General features: G+C 65.6%; 22 protein-coding genes, 1 tRNA gene and 1 pseudogene. 13 read left to right on the top strand and 11 right to left on the bottom strand.

What is annotated here, in order from left to right:
• Positions 1–57: 57 nt before the first annotated feature.
• The 6 genes from QX128_RS30510 to QX128_RS30485 form a co-directional block, all read right to left on the bottom strand.
• Complete coding sequence (locus QX128_RS30510; RefSeq protein WP_315805652.1) at positions 58–1,137, bottom strand: sn-glycerol-3-phosphate import ATP-binding protein UgpC; 1,080 nt, start codon at positions 1,135–1,137, stop codon at positions 58–60.
• A 138-nt stretch (positions 1,138–1,275) separates the two neighbouring features.
• A complete protein-coding gene (gene ugpE / locus QX128_RS30505; protein WP_315805653.1) occupies positions 1,276–2,124 on the bottom strand; it encodes a sn-glycerol-3-phosphate ABC transporter permease UgpE in 849 nt (282 codons plus the stop codon).
• Complete coding sequence (gene ugpA, locus QX128_RS30500; protein WP_316239370.1) at positions 2,124–3,005, bottom strand: sn-glycerol-3-phosphate ABC transporter permease UgpA; 882 nt, start codon at positions 3,003–3,005, stop codon at positions 2,124–2,126. The genes ugpE and ugpA overlap by 1 nt, the downstream gene beginning before the upstream one ends.
• A 49-nt stretch (positions 3,006–3,054) precedes the next feature.
• Positions 3,055–4,374, bottom strand: a complete 1,320-nt coding sequence (ugpB, locus tag QX128_RS30495; RefSeq protein WP_316178976.1) for a sn-glycerol-3-phosphate ABC transporter substrate-binding protein UgpB — start codon at positions 4,372–4,374, stop codon at positions 3,055–3,057.
• Between the two features lie 211 nt (positions 4,375–4,585).
• Positions 4,586–5,788 (bottom strand): CaiB/BaiF CoA-transferase family protein, encoded by a 1,203-nt coding sequence (locus QX128_RS30490; RefSeq protein WP_316178978.1) that lies wholly within the window; start codon positions 5,786–5,788, stop codon positions 4,586–4,588.
• Between the two features lie 121 nt (positions 5,789–5,909).
• A complete protein-coding gene (locus QX128_RS30485) occupies positions 5,910–6,335 on the bottom strand; it encodes an organic hydroperoxide resistance protein (RefSeq protein WP_315805657.1) in 426 nt (141 codons plus the stop codon).
• A 166-nt stretch (positions 6,336–6,501) separates the two neighbouring features.
• Between QX128_RS30485 and QX128_RS30480 the strand changes: the two genes are divergently transcribed.
• Entirely contained in the window at positions 6,502–6,963 is a 462-nt protein-coding gene (locus QX128_RS30480; RefSeq protein ID WP_316239369.1) for a MarR family transcriptional regulator, read from the top strand.
• Between the two features lie 36 nt (positions 6,964–6,999).
• Here QX128_RS30480 and QX128_RS30475 read toward each other — a convergent pair.
• The 3 genes and pseudogenes from QX128_RS30475 to QX128_RS30465 all read right to left on the bottom strand — a co-directional run bounded on the left by QX128_RS30475 (position 7,000) and on the right by QX128_RS30465 (position 8,177).
• Positions 7,000–7,237 (bottom strand): annotated as a pseudogene (locus QX128_RS30475) (GIY-YIG nuclease family protein).
• Between the two features lie 378 nt (positions 7,238–7,615).
• A tRNA-Ala gene (locus tag QX128_RS30470) sits at positions 7,616–7,691 on the bottom strand.
• Positions 7,692–7,772: 81 nt separating this feature from the next.
• Positions 7,773–8,177, bottom strand: a complete 405-nt coding sequence (locus QX128_RS30465) for a TIGR02300 family protein (RefSeq protein WP_315805660.1) — start codon at positions 8,175–8,177, stop codon at positions 7,773–7,775.
• A 151-nt stretch (positions 8,178–8,328) separates the two neighbouring features.
• On the opposite strand from QX128_RS30465, the gene aroA reads away from it, so the two are divergent.
• The 12 genes from aroA (at position 8,329) to QX128_RS30405 (ending at position 20,424) form a co-directional block, all read left to right on the top strand.
• Positions 8,329–9,666, top strand: a complete 1,338-nt coding sequence (gene aroA / locus QX128_RS30460) for a 3-phosphoshikimate 1-carboxyvinyltransferase (RefSeq protein ID WP_316178984.1) — start codon at positions 8,329–8,331, stop codon at positions 9,664–9,666.
• The gene (cmk, locus tag QX128_RS30455; RefSeq protein ID WP_316239368.1) at positions 9,663–10,301 is read left to right on the top strand and encodes a (d)CMP kinase; all 639 of its coding nucleotides are present in this window, start codon (positions 9,663–9,665) and stop codon (positions 10,299–10,301) included. The genes aroA and cmk overlap by 4 nt, the downstream gene beginning before the upstream one ends.
• 250 nt (positions 10,302–10,551) lie before the next feature.
• Positions 10,552–12,261 carry a 30S ribosomal protein S1 gene (gene rpsA / locus QX128_RS30450; protein ID WP_315741235.1) on the top strand — a complete coding sequence of 570 codons (1,710 nt, stop codon included), beginning with the start codon at positions 10,552–10,554 and terminating at the stop codon, positions 12,259–12,261.
• Between the two features lie 309 nt (positions 12,262–12,570).
• On the top strand, positions 12,571–13,551 hold the full coding sequence (gene sppA, locus QX128_RS30445; protein ID WP_316239367.1) for a signal peptide peptidase SppA: 981 nt from the start codon (positions 12,571–12,573) through the stop codon (positions 13,549–13,551).
• 169 nt (positions 13,552–13,720) lie between these two features.
• A complete protein-coding gene (locus QX128_RS30440; RefSeq protein WP_315803967.1) occupies positions 13,721–14,038 on the top strand; it encodes an integration host factor subunit beta in 318 nt (105 codons plus the stop codon).
• A gap of 77 nt (positions 14,039–14,115) precedes the next feature.
• Positions 14,116–14,508: a lipopolysaccharide assembly protein LapA domain-containing protein gene (locus QX128_RS30435; protein ID WP_315803966.1), complete on the top strand. Its 393-nt coding sequence runs from the start codon at positions 14,116–14,118 to the stop codon at positions 14,506–14,508.
• A gap of 77 nt (positions 14,509–14,585) precedes the next feature.
• A complete protein-coding gene (locus QX128_RS30430; RefSeq protein WP_315803965.1) occupies positions 14,586–15,245 on the top strand; it encodes a phosphoribosylanthranilate isomerase in 660 nt (219 codons plus the stop codon).
• Entirely contained in the window at positions 15,242–16,465 is a 1,224-nt protein-coding gene (trpB, locus tag QX128_RS30425) for a tryptophan synthase subunit beta (RefSeq protein ID WP_316178990.1), read from the top strand. The genes QX128_RS30430 and trpB overlap by 4 nt, the downstream gene beginning before the upstream one ends.
• Positions 16,462–17,298, top strand: a complete 837-nt coding sequence (trpA, locus tag QX128_RS30420; RefSeq protein ID WP_316239366.1) for a tryptophan synthase subunit alpha — start codon at positions 16,462–16,464, stop codon at positions 17,296–17,298. The genes trpB and trpA overlap by 4 nt, the downstream gene beginning before the upstream one ends.
• Before the next feature lie 94 nt (positions 17,299–17,392).
• Positions 17,393–18,331, top strand: coding sequence for an acetyl-CoA carboxylase, carboxyltransferase subunit beta (gene accD, locus QX128_RS30415; protein ID WP_315803962.1), 939 nt, complete (start codon positions 17,393–17,395; stop codon positions 18,329–18,331).
• Complete coding sequence (locus QX128_RS30410) at positions 18,328–19,671, top strand: folylpolyglutamate synthase/dihydrofolate synthase family protein (RefSeq protein WP_316239365.1); 1,344 nt, start codon at positions 18,328–18,330, stop codon at positions 19,669–19,671. Before accD ends, QX128_RS30410 begins: the two co-directional genes overlap by 4 nt.
• A 12-nt stretch (positions 19,672–19,683) precedes the next feature.
• Complete coding sequence (locus QX128_RS30405) at positions 19,684–20,424, top strand: metallophosphoesterase family protein (protein ID WP_316239364.1); 741 nt, start codon at positions 19,684–19,686, stop codon at positions 20,422–20,424.
• A gap of 2 nt (positions 20,425–20,426) precedes the next feature.
• Here QX128_RS30405 and QX128_RS30400 read toward each other — a convergent pair whose 3' ends face one another.
• Positions 20,427–21,437 carry an ATP-dependent DNA ligase gene (locus tag QX128_RS30400; protein ID WP_316239403.1) on the bottom strand — a complete coding sequence of 337 codons (1,011 nt, stop codon included), beginning with the start codon at positions 21,435–21,437 and terminating at the stop codon, positions 20,427–20,429.
• Between the two features lie 143 nt (positions 21,438–21,580).
• Positions 21,581–21,901: a thioredoxin gene (gene trxA / locus QX128_RS30395; protein ID WP_015663255.1), complete on the bottom strand. Its 321-nt coding sequence runs from the start codon at positions 21,899–21,901 to the stop codon at positions 21,581–21,583.
• Positions 21,902–21,997 lie beyond the last annotated feature (96 nt).

The raw sequence follows: 21,997 nt of genomic DNA, 5'->3' as shown, positions 1-21,997 counted from the left end.
ATCCGGGGTGCGTTCAAGCACCCCGAATGCGCCGGAACGGTCAGCCTGTGGAAGGGCTTAAGCCGATAGCCGCTGCCGGCCGTCGGCCGAGAACAGGTGCAGCTTGGCCCGCGGCGCCACGGCGCGAATCCGCGCGCCGATCTCCGGCGCGGCCGTGCCCGGCAGCCGCACGATGATGTCGTTGGCGGTGGCGGAGAGCCGGTCGTCGCTGCCGGCGTCCTGGCGCGCGCCGTAGACATAGGTTTCGGCGCCGACGTGCTCGATCGCTTCGACGCGGAGGTCGAGCCCGACCCCGCCCGCCGGAACGGTGTCGCCGAGCTCGAAATCTTCAGGGCGGATGCCGAGCTGGCCGGCATCGGCGGGAACCGCGTCGGCACCGTGCAACTGGGGACGGAGGCCATCGACCGGCATCAGGTTCATCGGCGGCGCGCCGATGAACGATGCGACGAAGGTGGTGGCGGGCTTCTGATAGATCTCGAGCGGATTGCCGATCTGCTCGACCTTGCCGCCGTTCATCACCACCAGGATGTCGGCGAGCGTCATCGCCTCGAGCTGGTCGTGGGTGACGTAGATCGCGGTGGTGTTGAGCCGGCGCTGCAGCTTGCGGATCTCGACCCGCATCGCGATGCGCAGCTTGGCGTCCAGGTTGGAGAGCGGCTCGTCGAACAGGAACACCTTGGGCTGGCGCACGATGGCGCGGCCCATCGCGACGCGCTGGCGCTGGCCGCCGGAGAGCTGGCGCGGCTTCCGCTCGAGCATGGTGCCGAGCTCGAGGATGCGAGCGGCGTCCTCGACGCGCGTCCTGATCTCCTTCTCGGCCATGCCGCGATTGCGCAGGCCGTAGGCCATGTTGTTGTAGACGGTCATATGCGGATAGAGCGCGTAGTTCTGGAACACCATCGCGATGTCGCGATCGGCCGGCTCGATCGCATTGACGATGCGGCCGCCGATGTCGATCTCGCCCGAGGTGATCGTCTCGAGCCCCGCGACCATCCGCAGCAGGGTGGATTTGCCGCAGCCCGACGGGCCGACCAGCACGCAGAACTGACCGTCGCCGACATCGATATCGACGCCTTTGATGGCTTCGAAGCCGCCCTGGTAGACCTTGCGGACGTTGCGGAGGGTGACGTTGGCCATGGAATGATTACCGGTAGAGGTTGAGCAGCGGGCGGTGGCAGGCGAATGGTGAATGGGGAGTGGCGAGGAGGGGAAGGCGAACGGCTTCTGATGCCCGGATGTCTCTATTCGCTATTCGCCACTCCCTATTCGCCGTCCTCACTTTTCCGTCTCCACCAGCCCCTTGACGAACAGGCGCTGCATGACGACGACGACGAACACCGGCGGCAGCATCGCGAGCACTGCGGTCGCCATGACGATCGGCCACTCCGTCAGCGCGTCGGTCGTCGTGATCATCTTGCGGATGCCGATCTGGATGGTCTGCATGTCGTCGCGCGTCGTGATCAGCAGCGGCCAGAGATATTGATTCCAGCCGAGGATGAACAGGATCACGAATAGCGCCGCCATGTTGGTGCGCGACAGCGGCAGCAGGGTGTCCCAGAAGAAGCGGAACGGCCCGGCGCCGTCGATGCGGGACGCCTCCAGCAGCTCGTCCGGCACGGTCATGAAGAACTGGCGGAACAGCAGCGTCGCGGTGGCGGACGCGATCAGCGGCAGCGCGAGCCCCGCATAACTGTCGAGCATATGGAGGTCGGCGACGATCTTGTAGGTCGGATAGATGCGCACCTCGACCGGCAGCATCAGGGTGATGAAGATGAGCCAGAAGATCGGCATGCGGAACGGGAAGCGGAAGTAGACGACGGCATACGCCGAGATGATCGAGATCGCGATCTTGCCGACGGCGATCGAGAGCGCCATGACCAGCGAGTTCAAAAGCATGGTCGCAACCGGCTCGCGGGTCGAGCCGCTCGTGCCGACGAAGATCGTCTGATAGTAGGTCGACAGGAAGTGCCCGCCCGGCAGCAGCGACATCTGCCCATTGGCGATCACCGCATTGTCCTGCGTCGAGGCGACGAATGCGAGATAGACCGGGAACGCGACGATCGCGATTCCGATCCACAGGATGACATGCGCGACGTAGCGTCGAATGCCTTCTTGCTCGACCATCAGTAGGTCACCTTGCGCTCGACGAAGCGGAACTGGATCGCCGTCAGCACGATGACGATGACCATCAGAACGACGGATTGTGCAGCCGAGGAGCCGAGATTGCCGCCGAGCAGGCCATCGGTGTAGACCTTGTAGACCAGCGTCTCGGTGGACTTGCCAGGACCGCCGCGGGTCATCGTGTCGATGATGCCGAACGTCTCGAAGAAGGCGTAGACGATGTTGATCACCAGCAGGAAGAAGATGGTGGGCGACAGCAGCGGGAAGGTCACGGTCCAGAACCGCCGCATCGGCCGCGCGCCGTCGATCGCCGCGGCCTCGAGCACGCTGCGGGGGATGCTCTGCAGCCCGGCGAGGAAGAACAGGAAGTTGTAGGAGATCTGCTTCCAGGCGGCCGCGAGGATGATCTGCAGTGCCGCCTGGTCGCCGTCGAGCAGCGGATTCCAGTCGATGCCCATGGCGCGCAGATAGCGCGAGATCACGCCGAGCGAGGGGTGCAGCATGAAGATCCAGAGCACGCCCACCACCGGCGGCGCCACGGCATAGGGCCAGATCAGCAGCGTCCGGTACAGCGTCACGCCGCGCAGCGGCTTGTCCGCCATGACCGCGAGCAGCAGCGCGACCGACAGCGACGAGAATGCGATGGCGAACGAGAAGCCGAACGTGCGGAGAATGGCCTCGAAATAGTCCGGCTGGCTGAGCAGGTCGGCGTAGTTCTCGAACCAGACGAAGCTCGTGGACAGGCCGAACGCGTCCTGCAGCAGGAACGACTGGATGACGGCCTGGATGGCGGGCCAATAGAAGAAGATCAGCACGATCGCGAGCTGGGGAGCGACCAGCACGAACGGCAGCAGCTTTGACTGGAAGATGGCGTTCTTCTGCATGATCGGTCGGCGAGCCGGCAGGCCGCGGGTGGCCTGCCGGCTCTTGGCCTTATTTCACGGCCGTCTTTTCGAACTGGCGCAGCATCTGGTTGCCGCGCTCGACGGCGGCGTCCAGCGCCTGCTTGGCGGTCTTCTTGCCGGCCAGAGCCTGCTCGATCTCCTCCGACCAGACGTCACGCAGCTGCACCATGTTGCCCAGGCGCAGGCCGCGGGAGTTCTCGGTCGGCTCCTTGTTGGTCAACTCGAGCAGCGGGGTCTCCAGATAGGGCTGATCCTTGTAGAAGCCCTCGGCCTTGGCCTTGGCATAGGCGGCCTTGGTGATCGGCAGATAGCCCGACGCCTTGTGGATGTAGACTTGGCGGTCGGTGTCCGAGAGGAAGGTCAGGAACTTGGCGACGCCCTTGTACTCATCGGCCGACTTGCCGCCCATGACCCAGAGCGAAGCGCCGCCGATGATCGAGTTCTGCGGCGCGCCCTTCACGTCGGGGTAATACGGCATCGGCGCGGCGGTGAAGGCGAACTTCGCCTGCGCCTTGACGTTGCCGAAGAACGCCGACGAGGTCAGGTAGATCGGGCATTCGCCCGAGGTGAAGCGGCCCTCGCCGGTGTTGGTGCGGCCGGCGTAGTCATAGGTCTTGTCCTTCTGCAGCTCGACCAGGTTTTCGAGATGCTTGACCTGCAGCGGACCGTTGAACTCCAGCACAGTGTCGAAGCCGTCGAGACCGTTCGCCTTGCTGGCGAGCGGCACGTTGTGCCAGGCGGAGAGCTGCTCGAGATTGACCCAGGTTACCCACGAGCCGGAGAAGCCGCAGGTCGGGTGGCCGGCCGCATGGAGCTTCTTGGCGGTCTCGAACAGCTCGGGCCAGGTCTTCGGGATCTCGGCGTTGACCTTCTTCAGCTCATCGAGATTGACCCACATGACGGTGGAGGACGAGTTGAAGGGGAAGGACAGCATTTCGCCCTTCGAGGTCGAATAGTAGCCGGTGATGGCCGGCAGGTAGCTCTTGGGATCGAACTTCTCGCCGGCGTCCTGCATCAGCTTGTAGACCGGCTTCACGGCGCCGGTGGCGGCCATCATCGTGGCAGTGCCGACCTCGAACACCTGCATGATATGCGGCGCATTGCCGGCGCGGAACGCGGCGATGCCGGCATTCATCGTGTCGGCGTAGTTGCCCTTGTAGGTCGGAACGACCTTGTAGTCGGTCTGCGAGGCGTTGAAATCGTTGGCGAGCTTGACGATGACGTCGTTGTTGGCGCCGGTCATCGCGTGCCACCACTGAATCTCCGTCACCGCGTGTGCGGGTGCGGCGGCGCCAAGGACCAGCGTGGCTGCCGCTGCGGCGGCTGTCCAGAATTGTCGAAGTGACATTAAAAAAATTCCTCCCATGGAACGTCATCGGCGTCGCGGCCGTAGCAGCGCGAGATGACAGTTTTGTGAATGTATAACCGGTTGGATCGTCAGCGGAAAGCGCGTTCGTCGCGGCTTTGCGGCGCAACGCCGCGAGTTGTGCGAGACGGCGCGGCGCCCGGGCGATGCCCGAGGCGACGCTCGCGTTGCGAGACGACAGGCTGATGGCGCTTCACCGCTTGCGCTCTGCGCACACCGTGCCCTCGGACAGCAGGGCCTGGATCTCGGGCTCCGAGTAGCCGAACTCGCTGAGCACCTCCTGGGCATGCTGGCTGAACTTCGGCGGGGTGGAGCGCAGGCTCGGCTTGGTGCGTTCGAGCCGGATCGGCGACGCCACGCCCTTGTACCAGTCCTTCTCGATGACATCGCCGCGGTGGATCGTGTGCGGATTGGTCAGCGCCTGGTCGATCTTCTGCACGGGTCCCGCCGGCAGGCCGGCTGCGAGGAGCCGGTCGCACAGCGGCTCCGCCTCGAATTGGCTGAACACGGCGGCGAGCTCGGCGCGCAGAGCCTCGCGATTGGCGACGCGATCCTTGTTGCGGGCGAAGCGCGGATCGGTGCCGAGTTCCGGCCGGCCGATTTCCTTGGCGAGCTTGCGGAAGGTGCCGTCATTGCCGACGCCGATGAAGATATCGTCGGTCCTGGTCGGGAAGATCGCATAGGGCACGAGGTTCGGATGCTCGTTGCCGGTCAGCGACGGCGGCTTGCCATGCATGAAGTAGTTTGCGGTATGCGGATGCATGATCGCGAGGCCGGTCTCATACAGCGTGACCTCGAGGAACTGACCGAGCCCAGAACGCTGCCGTTCCGACAGCGCCATCAGGATGCCGATCGCGGCATAGAGGCCGGTCGTGATGTCGACCAGCGGCACGCCGATCCGCATCGGCCCGCTTTGCGGCGAGCCGGTCGCGGCGATCATGCCGGTCATCGCCTGGATGATCGCGTCATAGCCGGGATTGCCGCCGCGCGGACCGTCGGCACCGAAGCCGCAGATGCGGCAGTGCACCAGCTTCGGGAATTTCTCGCGCAGCGTGTCGCTGCCGATGCCCCACTTCTCCAAGGTGCCGGGCTTGAAGTTCTCGATCAGCACGTCGGCGGTCTCGAGCATCCGCATCAGCACGACGCGGCCGCCCTCGGACGCGAGATCGAGGCCGATCGAGCGCTTGTTGCGGTTGATCCCGACGAAATAGGCCGCGTCCTCGTCGTGGAACGGAGGGCCCCAGTCGCGCACTTCGTCGCCGGCCGGCGGCTCGACCTTGATCACGTCGGCGCCGTGATCGGCCAGGATCTGCGTGCAATAGGGCCCGCCGAGCACGCGCGTCAGATCGATCACGCGCAGTCCGGCCATGGCGCCGGGAGCAAATTGAGGTGTCATCGGATGTCGCGAGGTTGGTTTCAGCTCGCGATCATTAAGCATTGCTGCGGCGGTGGCGCAAACGGGGGCTGCCATGCGGCAGGACAACGGAGGTCGTCCTGCCGCACGACGGAATTGAAGCTCAGACGACGGTCAGCTTGACGTCGACATTGCCGCGCGTGGCGTTGGAATAGGGGCACACCTCATGCGCCTTGGCGACCAGCGCCTCGGCGTCAGCCTTGGCGAGGCCGGGCAGAGAGATGGCGAGCTCGACGGTGATGCCGAAGCCGCCTTCCGAGCGCGGCCCGATGCCGACGGTGGAGGTCACCGACGTGTCGGCGGGAACCTTCGGGCCGCCCTGCGAGCCGACGAACTTCATCGCGCCGATGAAGCAGGCGGCGTAGCCGGCCGCGAACAGCTGCTCGGGATTGTTGCCGGCGCCGCCGCCGCCACCGAGCTCCTTCGGGGTGGAGAGCTTGACCTTGAGCGAGCCGTCGAGGGTCGCCGCCTCGCCGTCGCGGCCGCCGGTGGCCTTGGCGCTGGTCTTGTAGAGCACGTTCACGGACATGGAGTGTCTCCTGGTTGGACGAATTCAGCGAGTCCATATTGCACACAATTAGATTGTGCACAATATAATTGTTCGGTAGAAAATTCGTGATCGGTGCGCCGGGCCCGTTGTCGATGCGAGGCGTGCGGGCTCAAGATGCCGATAGGATCGACCTGTGGTGACCTCGATGCGAAAGAAGTCCGCGGCAGACGTGCCGCTCCAGCTCGGCAACCAGCTCTGCTTCGCCGTCTATTCGACCGCGCACGCCTTCAACCGCGTCTACAAGCCGCTGCTCGACCGCCTAGGCCTGACCTATCCGCAATATCTGGTCATGCTGGTGCTGTGGGAGCAGGACGGCCTGACGGTGAAGGACATCGGCGCCCGCCTGTTCCTCGATTCCGGCACGCTGACGCCGCTGCTGAAGCGGATGGAGGCTACGCATCTGGTGAAGCGGACCCGGTCGGCCGAGGACGAACGGCAGGTGCTGGTCACCCTGACGAGCCAGGGCGCGAGCCTGCGCGACAAGGCAAGAGCGATCGTGCCGCCGGCGATCCTGGACGCGACGGGATGCTCGATCGCGGAGCTCACGGATCTGCACGGCAAGCTGGTGAAGCTGCGGGAGCGGCTCGATGCGGCGGCGGAGGGGTGAGACCTCCCGCCTGATCAGCCTCGGAGCACCGCATCGTTAGAGGCGCTTCTTCGCAAACGCCCGACCTGAGCCAGATTTGAGATACTTCTCGAAGGCGAAGGCCTGCTTCACGTCGTTGAAAGCGATGTAAGTCTTGAGCCGCCACGGCCGAAACTTCGAGGTGTGCGGGAACTTCGCCTGCATTGTGCTTCGCGACCCGAGCCGGGACGTCGTCTGTGATGCCGGCGTAGAAGTGCTCGCCATCGAGGCTTTCGAGGATGTAAACAAACTTCATGGCAGGCCGTCCCGACCCTTCTAGGTACGATTGTGGCAGGCGATGCCGCTTAGGGTCTACAGCTTCGGTCGAATGAGCAGTTCGAAGGAGGTGGCCTTATCGCCCGGAGCCCAGGTCCGCCTTCGCCCTTCGGGCTATGGCGCGACAGCCCTCGCACGCTTCGCGCAATTGGCGGATTAGGGTGGCTTGCCGAGCCGAAGCTCGCGAAGCGACGGAGAGGGGGGTATCGTCGTGCGGAGCGAAGTCCGCCTTCGCCTTCCCGCCTGCGCCAAAGAGGGCTCCGGCGTCCAGGCTACGGCGCGACAGCCTTCGCTCGCTTCGCTCAATTGGCAGATTGGGGTGGCTTGCCGAGCCGAAGCTCGCGAAGCGAGCGAAGGCTGGTGGAGCCAGGCGGGATCGAACCGCCGACCTCTTGCATGCCATGCAAGCGCTCTCCCAGCTGAGCTATGGCCCCTGAACCTCCCCGGCGGTCTGGGTGACCGCCGGGGAGCACCGTGAACCACAGTTCACGGCTGATCTCAAGTGTCTTCGACGATTATTCTTCGTCGCCGCCGACATCACCGATGATGTCGGTCACGTCCTCGTCGCCTTCTTCCTCGTCGGCGATGAAGGTCGAGTCATCATCCTCGTCATCGTCGAGGGTCTCGTCGATCTCGATGTCGTCCTCCGATTCGGGAACGACGGCCTTGACCTTGCCGGAGTTCTCCTCGGCATCGGCCTCCTCGAGCGACACCAACTCCTCGGCCTCGGCGGGCTCAACCACGTCGGCCGCCGCAGCGGCACGCGCAGCCTCGCCGCGCATGGCGCGGGTCGGAGCCACGGGCGCGATCGGCACGACCTCGCCGGTGTAGGGCGAAATCACCGGGTTCTTGTTGAGGTCATAGAACTTTTTGCCCGTGGTCGGGCAAATGCGTTTGGTTCCGAGCTCGGATTTGGCCACGTGCAGGCGTCCTGGCAATGTCTGAAAAGCGGTGTCTCACTTGGCTAGTTGCCGCGCCGCTGTCAATAGCGCTGTCAACGGGAAAATCACCGCTCGTGACGGAGGGCGGGGGCTGTGATACCTGCCGCGTCCGAAACACGAGGATCCCGCCGTGAGCACGTCAGCCGCCCCGACTCCCCTGGAATCACGCGCCTCCGGGCCCCTCTCGGGCACGATTCGCGTGCCTGGCGACAAGTCGATCTCGCACCGGGCGCTGATCCTGGGGGCGCTGTCGGTCGGCGAGACCCGGATTTCCGGCCTGCTCGAGGGCGAGGACGTCCTCAACACCGCCGAATCGATGCGATCCCTGGGTGCCAAGGTCGAGCGCACCGGCGACTTCGCGTGGACCGTCCGTGGCGTGGGGGTCGGCGGCTTCGCCCAGCCCAGCACACCGCTCGATTTCGGCAACTCCGGCACCGGCTGCCGGCTGGTGATGGGCGCCGTCGCCGGTTGCCCGATCACGGCCGTTTTCGACGGTGATGCCTCGCTGCGCAGCCGTCCGATGCGGCGCATCCTCGACCCGCTGGCGCTGATGGGCGCGAAGGTGGTGTCGATCGCCGAGGGCGGCAAGCTTCCGTTGACCCTGCAGGGCGCCGGCAACCCGGTGCCGATCGAGTACCGCACGCCGGTGGCTTCGGCCCAGATCAAGTCGGCGGTGCTGCTCGCGGGCCTCGCCGCGCCCGGTGTGACCACCGTGATCGAGCAGGAGGCCAGCCGCGACCATACGGAGCTGATGCTGAAGCATTTCGGCGCGGAGATCGTGACCACGCCGGAAGGGTCTCATGGCCGCCGCATCGCACTGACCGGCCAGCCGGAGCTGTGTGGTGCCCCCGTGATCGTTCCCGCCGACCCGTCCTCGGCCGCGTTCCCGCTGGTCGCCGCGCTGATCGTCGATGGCTCGGACCTCGTGCTGTCGGACGTGATGACCAACCCGCTGCGCACCGGCCTGTTCACGACCCTGCGCGAGATGGGCGCCTCGATCGAGGAGGACGACGTCCGCGGCGATGCCGGCGAGCCCATGGCCCGGCTGCGCGTACGCGCCTCGAAGCTGAGGGGCGTCGTCGTGCCGCCCGAGCGCGCGCCGTCGATGATCGACGAATATCTCGTCTTGGCCGTCGCCGCCGCCTATGCCGAGGGCACCACCGTGATGCGCGGCCTGCATGAGCTGCGCGTCAAGGAATCCGACCGGCTGGAGGCCACCGCGGCGATGCTGCGTGTCAACGGCGTCAAGGTCGAGATCAGCGGCGATGACCTGATCGTCGAGGGCCGCGGTCACGTGCCGGGCGGCGGCATCGTCGCGACCCACATGGACCACCGCATCGCGATGTCCGCCCTCGTGATGGGCCTCGCGTCCGACAAGCCGGTCACCGTCGACGACACCGCCTTCATCGCCACCAGCTTCCCGGATTTCATCCCGCTGATGTGCAAGGCGGGCGCGGATTTCGCATGATCATCGCCATCGACGGCCCGGCGGCCTCGGGCAAGGGCACCATGGCCAAGCGTCTCGCGGCGCATTACGGCCTCAGGCACCTGGATACGGGCGTGATCTACCGGGCCGTTGCCCATGCGCTGCTGACCGCCGGCATCGACCTCAAGGACGAGGTGCGGGCGGCGGACGTCGCCATGAGCCTGGATCCCTCGACCTTCGACAATCCGGCGCTGAGGTCGCACCAGGTCGGGTCCGCGGCCTCCGTGGTCTCGGCGTTGCCGAAAGTGCGCGAGGCGCTGGTGGCCTTCCAGCGTCAGTTCGCAAGCCAGCCACCCGGTGCCGTGCTCGACGGCCGTGACATCGGAACCGTGATCTGCCCGGACGCCGAGGTGAAGATCTACGTCGTCGCCGATCCCCGCATCCGGGCGCATCGCCGCACGCTCGAGGCGCTTTCGCGGGGGGAACCGGCCGACGAGGCGGCCATTCTGGCCGACATCCTGGCGCGCGACGAGCGTGACCAGAACCGGGCCGTCGCGCCTTTAAAACAAGCCCCGGATGCTTACTTGCTTGACAACTCCCATTTGGATATAGAGAGCGGCGTCCGGGCCGCCATCGACATCGTCGAGGCCGTTCGAGCGGGCCGCCAGCGGGTTTGATTTCCGCCGGCGTCATTGGAGGAAAGCCCGCTCCCGCCCTTGACCGTCGATAGCTCGATTGCGGTTCAATCGAGTCCGATCAGCCGGACGCACTTCATACGTATCGCATGTGCAGGCACTGCCGGCCCGCGCCGTTTGCGCTTATCGCGCTGACAGCGCGGACGTCTGGGGATTTGTGGACCTCCAGGCACTGTCCATTCGATGCGCCGATCAACCCAAGCTGGCGAGAATGTCCGCATCTGGAGAACAAATGGCTTCGAGTACCTCTGCTTCTTCCTACAATCCCAGCCGCGATGATTTCGCCGCGATGCTGGACGAGTCCTTCACCAAGGGCAACCTGCAGGAAAGCTCTGTCGTCAAGGGCAAGGTTGTTGCGATCGAGAAGGACATGGCCGTCATCGACGTCGGCCTGAAGACCGAAGGCCGCGTGGCGCTGCGCGAATTCGCCGGGCCCGGCCGTGACAGTGAATTGAAAGTCGGCGACGAGGTCGAAGTGTTCCTCGATCGCATCGAGAACGCGCTCGGCGAAGCGGTGCTGTCGCGCGACAAGGCGCGCCGCGAAGAGAGCTGGGGCAAGCTCGAGAAGGCGTTCCAGAACAACGAAAAGGTCAACGGCGTCATCTTCAACCAGGTCAAGGGCGGCTTCACCGTCGACCTCGACGGTGCCGTGGCCTTCCTGCCGCGCTCGCAGGTCGACATCCGTCCGATCCGCGACGTCGCGCCGCTGATGAACAACTCGCAGCCGTTCCAGATCCTCAAGATGGACCGTCGCCGCGGCAACATCGTCGTGTCGCGCCGGACCGTGCTGGAAGAGACCCGCGCCGAGCAGCGCCAGGAGCTGGTGCAGAACCTCGAAGAGGGTCAGGTGATCGACGGCGTCGTCAAGAACATTACCGATTACGGTGCGTTCGTCGACCTCGGCGGCATCGACGGCCTGCTGCACGTCACCGACATCGCCTGGCGCCGTGTCAACCATCCGACCGAGGTGCTGAGCATCGGTCAGACGGTCAAGGTCAAGATCATCAAGATCAACCACGAGACGCACCGCATCTCGCTGGGCATGAAGCAGCTGCTCGACGATCCGTGGCAGGGCATCGAGGCGAAGTACCCGCTGCAGGCCCGTTTCCATGGCCGCGTCACCAACATCACCGACTACGGCGCGTTCGTCGAGCTCGAGCCGGGCATCGAAGGCCTGATCCACGTCTCCGAGATGTCGTGGACCAAGAAGAACATGCACCCCGGCAAGATCGTCTCGACCTCGCAGGAAGTCGAAGTGCAGGTGCTCGAAGTCGACAGCGTCAAGCGCCGCATCTCGCTCGGTCTCAAGCAGACCATGCGCAACCCGTGGGAGGTCTTCGTCGAGAAGCATCCGACGGGTTCGGTGGTCGAGGGCGAGGTCAAGAACAAGACCGAGTTCGGCCTGTTCCTGGGTCTCGAAGGCGACGTCGACGGCATGGTCCATCTGTCGGACCTCGACTGGAAGCAGCCGGGCGAGCAGGTCATCGACAACTACAAGAAGGGCGACATGGTCAAGGCCGTGGTGCTCGACGTGGACGTGGAGAAGGAGCGCATCTCGCTCGGCATCAAGCAGCTCGAAGGCGATCCCTTCGCCGAGCCGGGCGATGTCAAGAAGGGTGCGGTCGTCACCTGCGAGGTACTCGACGTCAAGGACGGCGGCATCGACGTCAAGATCACCGGCACCGACTTCACCACCTTCATCAAGCGCTCCGAGCTGGCGCGCGATCGCAACGATCAGCGCACAGAGCGGTTCGCCGTCGGTGAGAAGGTCGATGCCCGCGTGATCCAGTTCGACAAGAAGGCCCGCAAGGTCCAGGTGTCGATCAAGGCGCTGGAAGTCGCTGAAGAGAAGGAAGCCATCGCGCAGTACGGCTCGTCCGATTCGGGCGCGACGCTGGGCGACATTCTGGGCACCGCGCTCAAGAACCGCGACTCGAAGTAAGCCTTCGATCCGCGTGACGAGATCAAAGCCCCGGCTTCGGCCGGGGCTTTTTTGTGCCCCCGGGGCATTTCGATCCGCCCCTCGCCATCGCATATGCGGATACGCCCGGCCATGACGACGTGGAGAGATGAGAGCAAGACTCCGATCATCGAATACGCTAGCCCTGCGGCCTGCTCGGAGCCCGTCGACCCTTTGACGGCTTCGTGGCGGAGCCTTCCTTTCTTCAAATTGCGCCGCGATTGATGTAATCGGATAACGAGATATTCAGGCTGCGGATGCAAAACGCGCCGAGACTTCCAGGAGCTGTCCATGTCGCTTGATTCGGATGTGATCGTCGATCGCCGCAGGCTGCGCCGCAAGCTGACGTTCTGGCGGGTGGTCGCGGTGCTGATCGCGGTCGCGGCTCTTTCCGCCATCGGCCTCGCCATGTCGCCGCGCGGCCGCACCGTGCTGTCGACCACCGGCTCGATCGCCCGCGTCAATATCGATGGCCTGATCCGTAGCGATCATGAGCGCGTCGAGGCGCTGGAGCGGCTCGAAAACTCCTCGGCCGAAGCCGTCATCGTCCACATCAATTCGCCGGGCGGCACCACCGCCGGCTCCGAGCAGCTCTACGATTCGCTGGTCCGGCTGAAGGCGAAGAAGCCGCTGGTCGTCGTCGTTGAAGGTCTCGCGGCGTCCGGCGGCTATATCGGCGCGATCGCTGCCGATCACATCGTCGCGCAGCAGAGTTCGCTGGTCGGTTCGATCGGCGTGCTGTTCCAGTACCCCAATGTCGGCGAGCTGTTGAAGACGGTCGGCGTGAAGATCGAGGAGGTCAAATCCTCGCCGCTGAAGGCCGCCCCCAACGGCTACGAGCCCACCAGCCCGGAAGCGCGTGCGGCGCTCGACGCCCTGGTCAAGGATTCCTACGCCTGGTTCCGCGGACTGGTGAAGGATCGCCGGGCCATGAATGATGAGCAGTTGGAGAAGGTGGCCGACGGCCGCGTCTTCACCGGCCGGCAGGCGATCGAGCTGAAGCTGATCGACGAGCTTGGCGACGAGAAGACCGCGGTCGCCTGGCTCGTCGCTAACAAGAACGTCAAGAAGGACCTTCCGGTGCGTGACTACAAGCTCACGCCGCGGTTTGGCGATCTCACCTTCCTGCGAACGGCCACCTCGATCGCGCTCGACGCCGTCGGTCTTTCCGGAATCGCCCGCCAGCTCGAGCACACCGGCGTGGTCCAGGCGGTCGATCGCATCGGCCTCGACGGCATGCTCGCGCTCTGGACGCCCGCGCCGGGCAATTGAACTCGCCAAGACCATCCTCGGGACGATCTTCCCGTTTCGCGTGTGCCATGGCGAGGCCCCGTACCCGGCCTCGCCCCCCGATTCACGGCCGCGATGAATGATTTAGCGTCTTGACAGTCCAGCATATTTTCACGGAAATGGGACCTGTCTCCCCGGGTACATTTTCTCGATGATCAAATCCGAGCTGGTTCAGCGTATCGCCGAGCACAACCCGCATCTCTACCAGCGGGATGTCGAGAACATCGTCAACGCGATCCTCGACGAGATCGTCGCGGCGCTCGCCCGCGGTGACCGCGTCGAGCTGCGCGGCTTCGGCGCCTTCTCGGTCAAGCATCGGCCGGCCCGCGCCGGTCGCAACCCGCGGACCGGGGCGCATGTCCCGGTGGACCAGAAGAGCGTCCCGTTCTTCAAGACGGGCAAGGAAATGCGCGAGCGGCTGAACCGGGACAATCCCGCCGGCGCTGCGGCTGACGACTCAGACGATTGAAGCATCTCGCGCCGGCCGTGCTAGTCGTCGGCGGCTGATTTCGAGGCGAATCCGGCCTGACTGACACGAGCGAGCGCATGCGAAAATTCTTCACTGTCGTGGTCGTCCTTCCGCTGCTGGTGCTGTTCGTCATCTTCGCGGTCGCCAATCGGCATTTCGTTACCGTATCGTTTGATCCGTTCAACGCGACCGATCCGGCGCTCGCGGTATCGGTCCCGTTGTTCGCCTTGATCATCGCCGTCGCGATCCTGGGCGTGATCGCAGGTGGTTGTGCCACCTGGATCGGCCAGCGCCGCTGGCGGCGGGCCGCGCGCCGTCATCAGGCCGATGCCGAAGCGGCCCGTGCGCAGGTGGTGCAGTTGAGCGCCGCGGCGCGTGCAAATCAGGGCTCGGCACAATCTCTGGTTCCGGCGGCGCCGGCGCGGCTTTTCGCCCCTTATGGGCGAGACAAGCAGGGCGCCGCGTTGTAGAAGGCGCCCAAGCTCGGCGGCCTTGGAAGCCGCCGGCTTCTGGTGATCCTTTCCGCCCGGACGTGCGTTGTTCATCGATGTCCCTGCTCGTCAAAATCTGCGGCCTGACCACGCCCGATACCCTCGCTTCGGCGCTCGACGCGGGCGCCGACATGGTGGGCTTCGTGTTCTTTCCGCCGTCCCCACGCCATGTCGGCCTGACGGCCGCGCGTGAGCTGGGCCGTGACGTCAGGGGGCGCGCGCTCAAGGTGGCGCTGACCGTCGATGCCGACGACGCGATGATCGAAAATATCGTCGAGACGCTGCGGCCTGATCTCCTGCAGCTGCATGGCCGCGAAAGCATCGCGCGCATCCGCGACCTCAAGCAGCGCTTCGGCCTGCCCATCATGAAAGCCATTCCGGTCGCGACCGACGCCGATCTTGCGCCGCTGGCGGGCTACGCCGATGTGTGCGACCGCATCCTGTTCGACGCGCGGGCGCCGAAGGATGCGACCCGTCCCGGCGGACTCGGGGCTACCTTCGATTGGCGTCTGCTGCAGGGCCTGAAACTCGATCGCCCGTTCATGGTGTCCGGCGGCCTGAGCGCCGACAACGTCGCCGAGGCCGTGCGGATCACGCGCGCCGGCGGCGTCGACGTGTCATCCGGCGTCGAGCGAACGCCGGGTGTGAAGGATTGCGACATGATCCGGGATTTCATTCGCGCGGCGCGGGCCGCTGAAGAGTTGAGCGTTCAATGACGACAGCCATTCCCAATTCCTACCGCAGCGGTCCTGATGACCGCGGTCACTTCGGCATCTTCGGCGGCCGCTTCGTCGCCGAAACCCTGATGCCGCTGATCCTCGACCTGGAAAAGGCCTATGCGGAGGCCAAGGCCGATCCGGCATTCCATGCCGAGATGAACGGCTACCTGAAGAACTACGTCGGCCGGCCCTCGCCGCTGTATTACGCGGAGCGGCTGACGGAGCATCTCGGCGGCGCCAAGATTTACTTCAAGCGCGAGGAGCTGAATCACACCGGCTCGCACAAGGTCAACAACGTGCTCGGCCAGATCATGGTCGCGCGCCGGATGGGCAAGAAGCGCATCATCGCCGAGACCGGCGCCGGCCAGCATGGTGTGGCCACCGCAACGCTGTGCGCGCGCTTCGGATTGGACTGCGTGGTCTACATGGGCGCCGTCGACGTCGAGCGGCAGCAGCCGAATGTGATCCGCATGGAGATGCTCGGCGCCAAGGTGGTGCCGGTGCAGTCCGGCGCCAAGACGCTGAAGGATGCGATGAACGAGGCGCTGCGTGACTGGGTCACCAACGTCCACAACACGTTCTATTGCATCGGCACCGTCGCCGGCCCGCACCCCTATCCGATGATGGTGCGCGACTTCCAGTCGGTGATCGGCAGCGAGACGCGCGCGCAGATGCAGGAGGCCGAAGGCCGCCTGCCGGATTCGCTGATCGCCTGCATCGGCGGCGGCTCCAATGCGATGGGCCTGTTCCATCCGTTCCTCGATGATCCCTCGGTCGAGATCTACGGCGTCGAGGCCGCGGGCCACGGCCTCACGCAGCTGCATGCGGCATCGATCGCCGGTGGCCGTCCCGGCGTGCTGCACGGCAACCGCACCTATCTGCTGATGGATGAGGACGGACAGATCGAGGAGGCGCATTCGATCTCGGCCGGTCTCGACTATCCCGGTATCGGACCGGAGCATTCCTGGCTGCACGAGGTCGGCCGCGTGAACTATTTGTCGGCGACCGATGAGGAGGCGCTGGCCGCGTTCCAATTGCTATCGCGGCTCGAAGGCATCATCCCGGCGCTGGAGCCGGCGCATGCGATCGCCAAGGTCATGGAGCTCGCGCCGAAGAAGCCGAAAGACCACCTGATGGTGGTCAACATGTCCGGCCGCGGCGACAAGGACGTGCCGCAGGTGGGCGACATCTTGCGAGGAAGGGCGAAGGCATCGTGACCAGCCGGATGGATGCGCGTTTCGCGCAATTGAAAAAGGAAGGCCGCTCGGCGTTCGTCACTTTCGTGATGTCAGGCGACCCTGACCCTGAAACCTCGCTGGCGATCGTCAAGGCGCTGCCGCAGGCTGGCGCCGACATCATCGAGATCGGCATGCCGTTCACCGATCCGATGGCCGACGGTCCGTCGATCCAGGCGGCGGGCCTGCGCGCGCTGAAGGCCGGCATGACCCTGAGGAAGACGCTGCAACTGGTGCGCAGCTTCCGCGACGGCGATGTCGACACGCCGATCGTGCTGATGGGCTACTACAACCCGATCTACATCTACGGCGTCGACAGGTTTCTCGACGATGCCAAGACCGCCGGCGTCGACGGCCTGATCATCGTCGACCTGCCGCCGGAAGAGGACACCGAGCTCTGCATCCCCGCGCTGAAGGCCGGGCTCAACTTCATCCGGCTGGCGACGCCGACCACCGATGACAAGCGGCTGCCGGCGGTGCTCGCGAACACCTCCGGCTTCGTCTACTACGTCTCGATCACCGGCATCACCGGCGCGGCGGCCGCGGATTCGTCGGCTGTGGGCGCCGCCGTGGCGCGCATCAAGCGCCATACGGCGCTGCCCGTCTGCGTCGGCTTCGGCATCCGGACACCGGAGACGGCCCGCGCCATCGCAGCCCATGCCGATGGCGCCGTGGTCGGCACCGCCCTGGTCGACGCACTCCGCGCCAGCCTCGATGCTGAGGACCGCGCGACCGCCAAGACCGTCAGTGCGGTCGCCGATCTGGCCGCCGCTCTCGCCCAGGGCGTGCGCGGCGCGCAACAGGCCGCGGAATAGGCCGTCAACCACTATCCGAGCGGATGTCGCGGCCGTCTTGCCGTGACCCCGCCGTCCCGCCATATATCCGGGCGACCGCAACACGGAGCGACACATGAACTGGCTTACCAATGTGGTCCGGCCGAAGATCCGCAACATCCTGCGCCGCGAGACGCCGGAGAACCTCTGGATCAAGTGCCCGGATTCCGGACAGCTCGTGTTCTACAAGGACGTCGAGGCCAACCAGTTCGTCATTCCCGGCTCCAACTATCATATGCGCATGGGCGCGGTGGCGCGGTTGAAGTCGATGTTCGACAACGAGACCTGGTTCGACGTCGCGCTGCCCGAGGTCACGCCCGACCCGCTGAAATTCCGCGACGAGCGCCGCTATGCCGACCGCATCAAGGATGCGCGGGCGCGCACCGGCATGAACGATGCGGTGAAGGTCGGCTTCGGCAAGCTCGAAGGCATGGGCGTCGTCATCGCCGTGCAGGATTTCGATTTCATGGGCGGTTCGCTCGGCATGGCCGCCGGTGAGGCGATCGTGCGTGGCCTGGAGCTCGCGGTCGAGAAGAAGTCGCCGTTCATCGTGTTCGCGGCCTCCGGCGGCGCGCGCATGCAGGAAGGCATCCTGTCCCTGATGCAGATGCCGCGCACCACGGTCGCGGTCCAGATGCTGCGCGAGGCCAAGCTGCCCTACATCGTCGTGCAGACCAATCCGACCACCGGCGGCGTCACCGCGTCCTACGCGATGCTGGGCGACGTCCACATTGCCGAGCCCGGTGCGCTGATCGGGTTCGCCGGCGCCCGGGTGATCGAGCAGACCATTCGCGAGAAGCTGCCCGAAGGTTTCCAGCGCGCTGAATACCTGCTCGACCACGGCATGGTCGACATGGTCGTGCACCGTCATGACCTGCGGCCGACGCTGGCGCGGCTGTGCCGGTTGCTGACCAAGGCGCCGGCCATCGAACACGCCAAGCCCGCGCCGCAGCTGCCGCCGCCGGCCAAGCCCGCCGAAGCCGCGGAAGCGCCGGCGGTCGCAACGAGCGCGTGAACGATTCTGCCGCCCAGCCAAGACCGTCGCTCGACGAGCTGATCACGCGGCTTTCTGCCCTGCATCCGAGCCGGATCTCGCTCGGGCTGGATCGCATGCACCGGCTGCTGGCGCAGCTCGGTCATCCCGAGCGCAAGCTGCCGCCGGTCATCCACGTCGCCGGCACCAACGGCAAGGGCTCCACGGTCGCATATCTGCGCGCAATGCTCGAGGCCGCGGGGCTGCGCGTCCACGTCTTCACCTCGCCCTGGCTGGTGCGCATCAACGAGAGCTATCGGCTCGGCCGCGCCGGCGGTGGCGTCCTGGTCGAGGACGACGAGCTGATCTCCGCGCTCTTGGAGTGCGAGCGGGTCAATGCCGGCGCGCCGATCACCTTCTTCGAGGTCAAGACCGTCGCGGCCTTCGTGCTGTTCGCAAGGCATCCAGCCGATGTCGTGCTGCTCGAAGTCGGCCTCGGTGGCCGGCTCGATTCCACCAATGTTGTCGAGCAGGTCGCGGCCTCCGTGCTGACGCCGATCAGCATGGACCACATGGAGTTTCTCGGTGACACCCGCGCGCTGATCGCGGCCGAGAAGGCCGCCATCATCAAGCGCGGCTGCCCGGTGATCTCGGCGGCGCAGGAGCCCGATGCGATGGCCGTGATCGAGCGCGAGGCCAGGCGACAGCGCGCGCCGTTGTTTGCGGCCGGAGAGAGCTGGCACGTCAGTGTCGAGCGCAACCGGCTGGTCTATCAGGACGACCGTGGTCTTCTTGATCTTCCGGCGCCAAAACTGTTCGGCCGGCATCAGTTCGACAATGCGGGCCTCGCGATCGCGACCTTGCGCGCGGTCGATCAGTTCAAGCTCGCCACCAAGGCGTTCGAGGACGGCATCGTCGGCGCCGAATGGCCGGCGCGCATGCAGCGGCTGTCGAGCGGCGCGCTCACCGCGATCGCGCCGCAGGGCGCGGAGATCTGGCTCGACGGCGGCCACAATGCCGAAGGCGGCCGCGTCGTCGCCGCGGCGATCGGGGATCTCGAGGAGCGCGTGTCGCGGCAGCTCGTCGTCATCGTCGGCATGATGGGCAACAAGGATGCCGCGGGCTTCCTGGTCAACTTCGCCGGCCTGACGCGCCACATCATCGTCGTGCAGATTCCGAACGAGAGCAAGGCGATGGCGCCGGCTGATCTGGCCGCCGCCGCGCGCACGCTCGGCATGCGCGTCGAGATCGCCGATGGTGTCGCGTCGGCACTGGCCGGCATCGCGCGGCTTGCCTATGAGGTCCCGCCGCGTATCCTGATCACGGGGTCGCTCTATCTCGCGGGCCACGTGCTCGACCTCAACGGCACCCCGCCGACCTGAGAGGAATGGCGCATGCGCTTTGCCGCGATCGCGGACGTCCACGGCAACCACCTCGCACTCGAAGCCGTGCTGGCCGACATCCGCGCGCAAGGCGTCGATGACATCGTCAATCTCGGCGACATGGCGAGCGGCCCGCTCGATGCGCGCAAGACGATGGACTTGCTGATGCCGCTCGATGCCGTCCATGTGCGCGGCAATCACGATCGCTGGCTGATCGACCGGCCATTCGATAAGATGGGAGCCTGGGAGCGGCCGGCCTTTCCACAGCTCGACGCCATGCACCTCGACTGGCTGCGCACGATTCCGGCGACCGCTGTCTACCGCGACGAAGTGTTTCTATGTCACGCGACACCCGAGGACGACAACGTCTACTGGCTCGAAAGCGTGGCTCCAGATGGTGCGATCACTTGCGCGCCGCTCGACGACATCGAGCGACTGGCCGCCGGCATTTCGCAATCATTGATCCTGTGTGGCCACACCCACACGGCCCGTGCAGCGCGCTTGCGTGACGGTCGGCTGATCGTCAATCCCGGCAGCGTCGGCAGCCCCGGCTATTCCTACAACGTCCCGCATCCGCATGTCGTGCAGGCCGGCACGCCTGATGCGCGCTACGCGATCCTTGAGCTGACGTCGTCCGGCTGGAGCGTGAGCTTCCGCCACGTGCCCTATGATCACCGATCCATGGCTGCGCTCGCGCGCGCCAATGGCGACGAGGAATTTGCATCGGCGCTTGCGACCGGCTGGATCCGCTGAGCTCACGCGAGCAGTTTCCAGGGATCGGCGACCTTCTGCTCGAGCTGCTCGAACGTGCATTGCCTCGGCGATTTGTCGGGCCGCCAGCGCAGGATCGAGGTGCCGTGGCGAAAGCGCTCGCCGGAGAAATGGTCGTAGCAGACCTCGATCACCAGCTTCGGTTTCAGCGGACACCACTCCGCGGAGCGCTCGGTCGACCAGCGGCTCGGCCCGCCCGGCGCATTGCCGGTGAAGCCGGGTGGCGAGATCAGCGGCTCGAGCTTGTCGGTCAGCGCGGGCTTCTCGTCCTTCTTGAGCGCGGAGGTGAAGCCGACGTGATGCAGCAGGCCGTCATCATCGTAGAGCCCGAGCAGCAGCGAGCCGACCAGCTTGCGCCCCTGGGCGCCCTTGTTGGTGGCGTAGCGGAAGCCGCCGATCACGCAATCGGCCGAGCGATAGCGCTTGATCTTCTGCATGCCGTCGCGGTTGCCTGCCTGGTAGGGCAGGTCGATGCGCTTGGCGATCACGCCATCCGAGCCGCCGCCGGATTGCGCCAGCCAGTCTTGCGCGGTCGCAAAGCGCGTCGTCGCCGGCGACAGCCGAAACGTCGGGTGCCCGGCGAAGTTCGCTTCCGCAAACGCCTCCAGCGCCGGCCGCCGCTCGTGCAGCGTGTGCGTCACGAGCTCCTTCTTGCCACTCGCCAGCAGATCGAAGGCGAGGAACAGCGCCGGCGTCTCCACCGACAGCTTCTTCACCCGGCTGGCGGCGGGATGAATCCGCTGCAGCAACGCATCGAACGAGAACGACTTCACCTGCGGCACCACCAGCTCTCCGTCGAGGATGAAGCTGGTTGCCTTCAGTTGGCGTGCCGCAGCGACCACCTCGGGGAAGTAGCGGGCGAGATCTTCGCCGGCCTTGGACTGCATCGTCACCTGAGCGCCCTCGCGCGCGAGCAGGCAGCGGAAGCCGTCCCATTTCGGCTCGTATTGCCAGTCCTCGCCGCGCGGGATTGAATCCACCGAGCGCGCCTCCATGGCCAGCAAACCGGATTTGCGGGAGGGCGAGCGATGGGCGCGGGCGGGCATGGCGACATCCGAAAACGCTGAAACATACCCCCTCAACGCGAACGGCCGGCGATTCCGCCGGCCGTTCGACAAAAATCCTGGATCGTGAAGCGTCAGACCGCCGACGAGATCCACTGCTGCAGCTTCGCCTTCGGCGCAGCGCCGACCTGGCGCGAGGCCATCTCGCCGCCCTTGAACACCATCAGGGTGGGGATCGACATCACGCCGTACTTCGAGGCCGTCTTCGGGCTCTCGTCGACGTTGAGCTTGACGATCTTGACCTTGTCGCCCATCGCGCTCGAGATCTCGTCCAGGGCGGGCGCAATCATGCGGCACGGGCCGCACCACTCGGCCCAGAAGTCGACCACGACCGGGCCGTCGGCCTTGAGCACTTCGCTTTCGAAATCGGCGTCGGAAACCTTGCCAACGGCCATGGGATTACCTCGTTCGGTTGGAGGGAGCGGCGCGGACGCACCGCCTCAGCGTGGGTGTCAAAGTAGGAATGGCGTGATGCCGGGTCAAGCGGGCTC

The sequence above is a fragment of the Bradyrhizobium sp. SZCCHNR1015 genome (assembly GCF_032489875.1).
Classification (GTDB): Bacteria; Pseudomonadota; Alphaproteobacteria; order Rhizobiales; family Xanthobacteraceae; genus Bradyrhizobium.
Note: the sequence above shows the minus strand (reverse complement) of the source record. Positions and strands in the feature narration are given on the sequence as shown.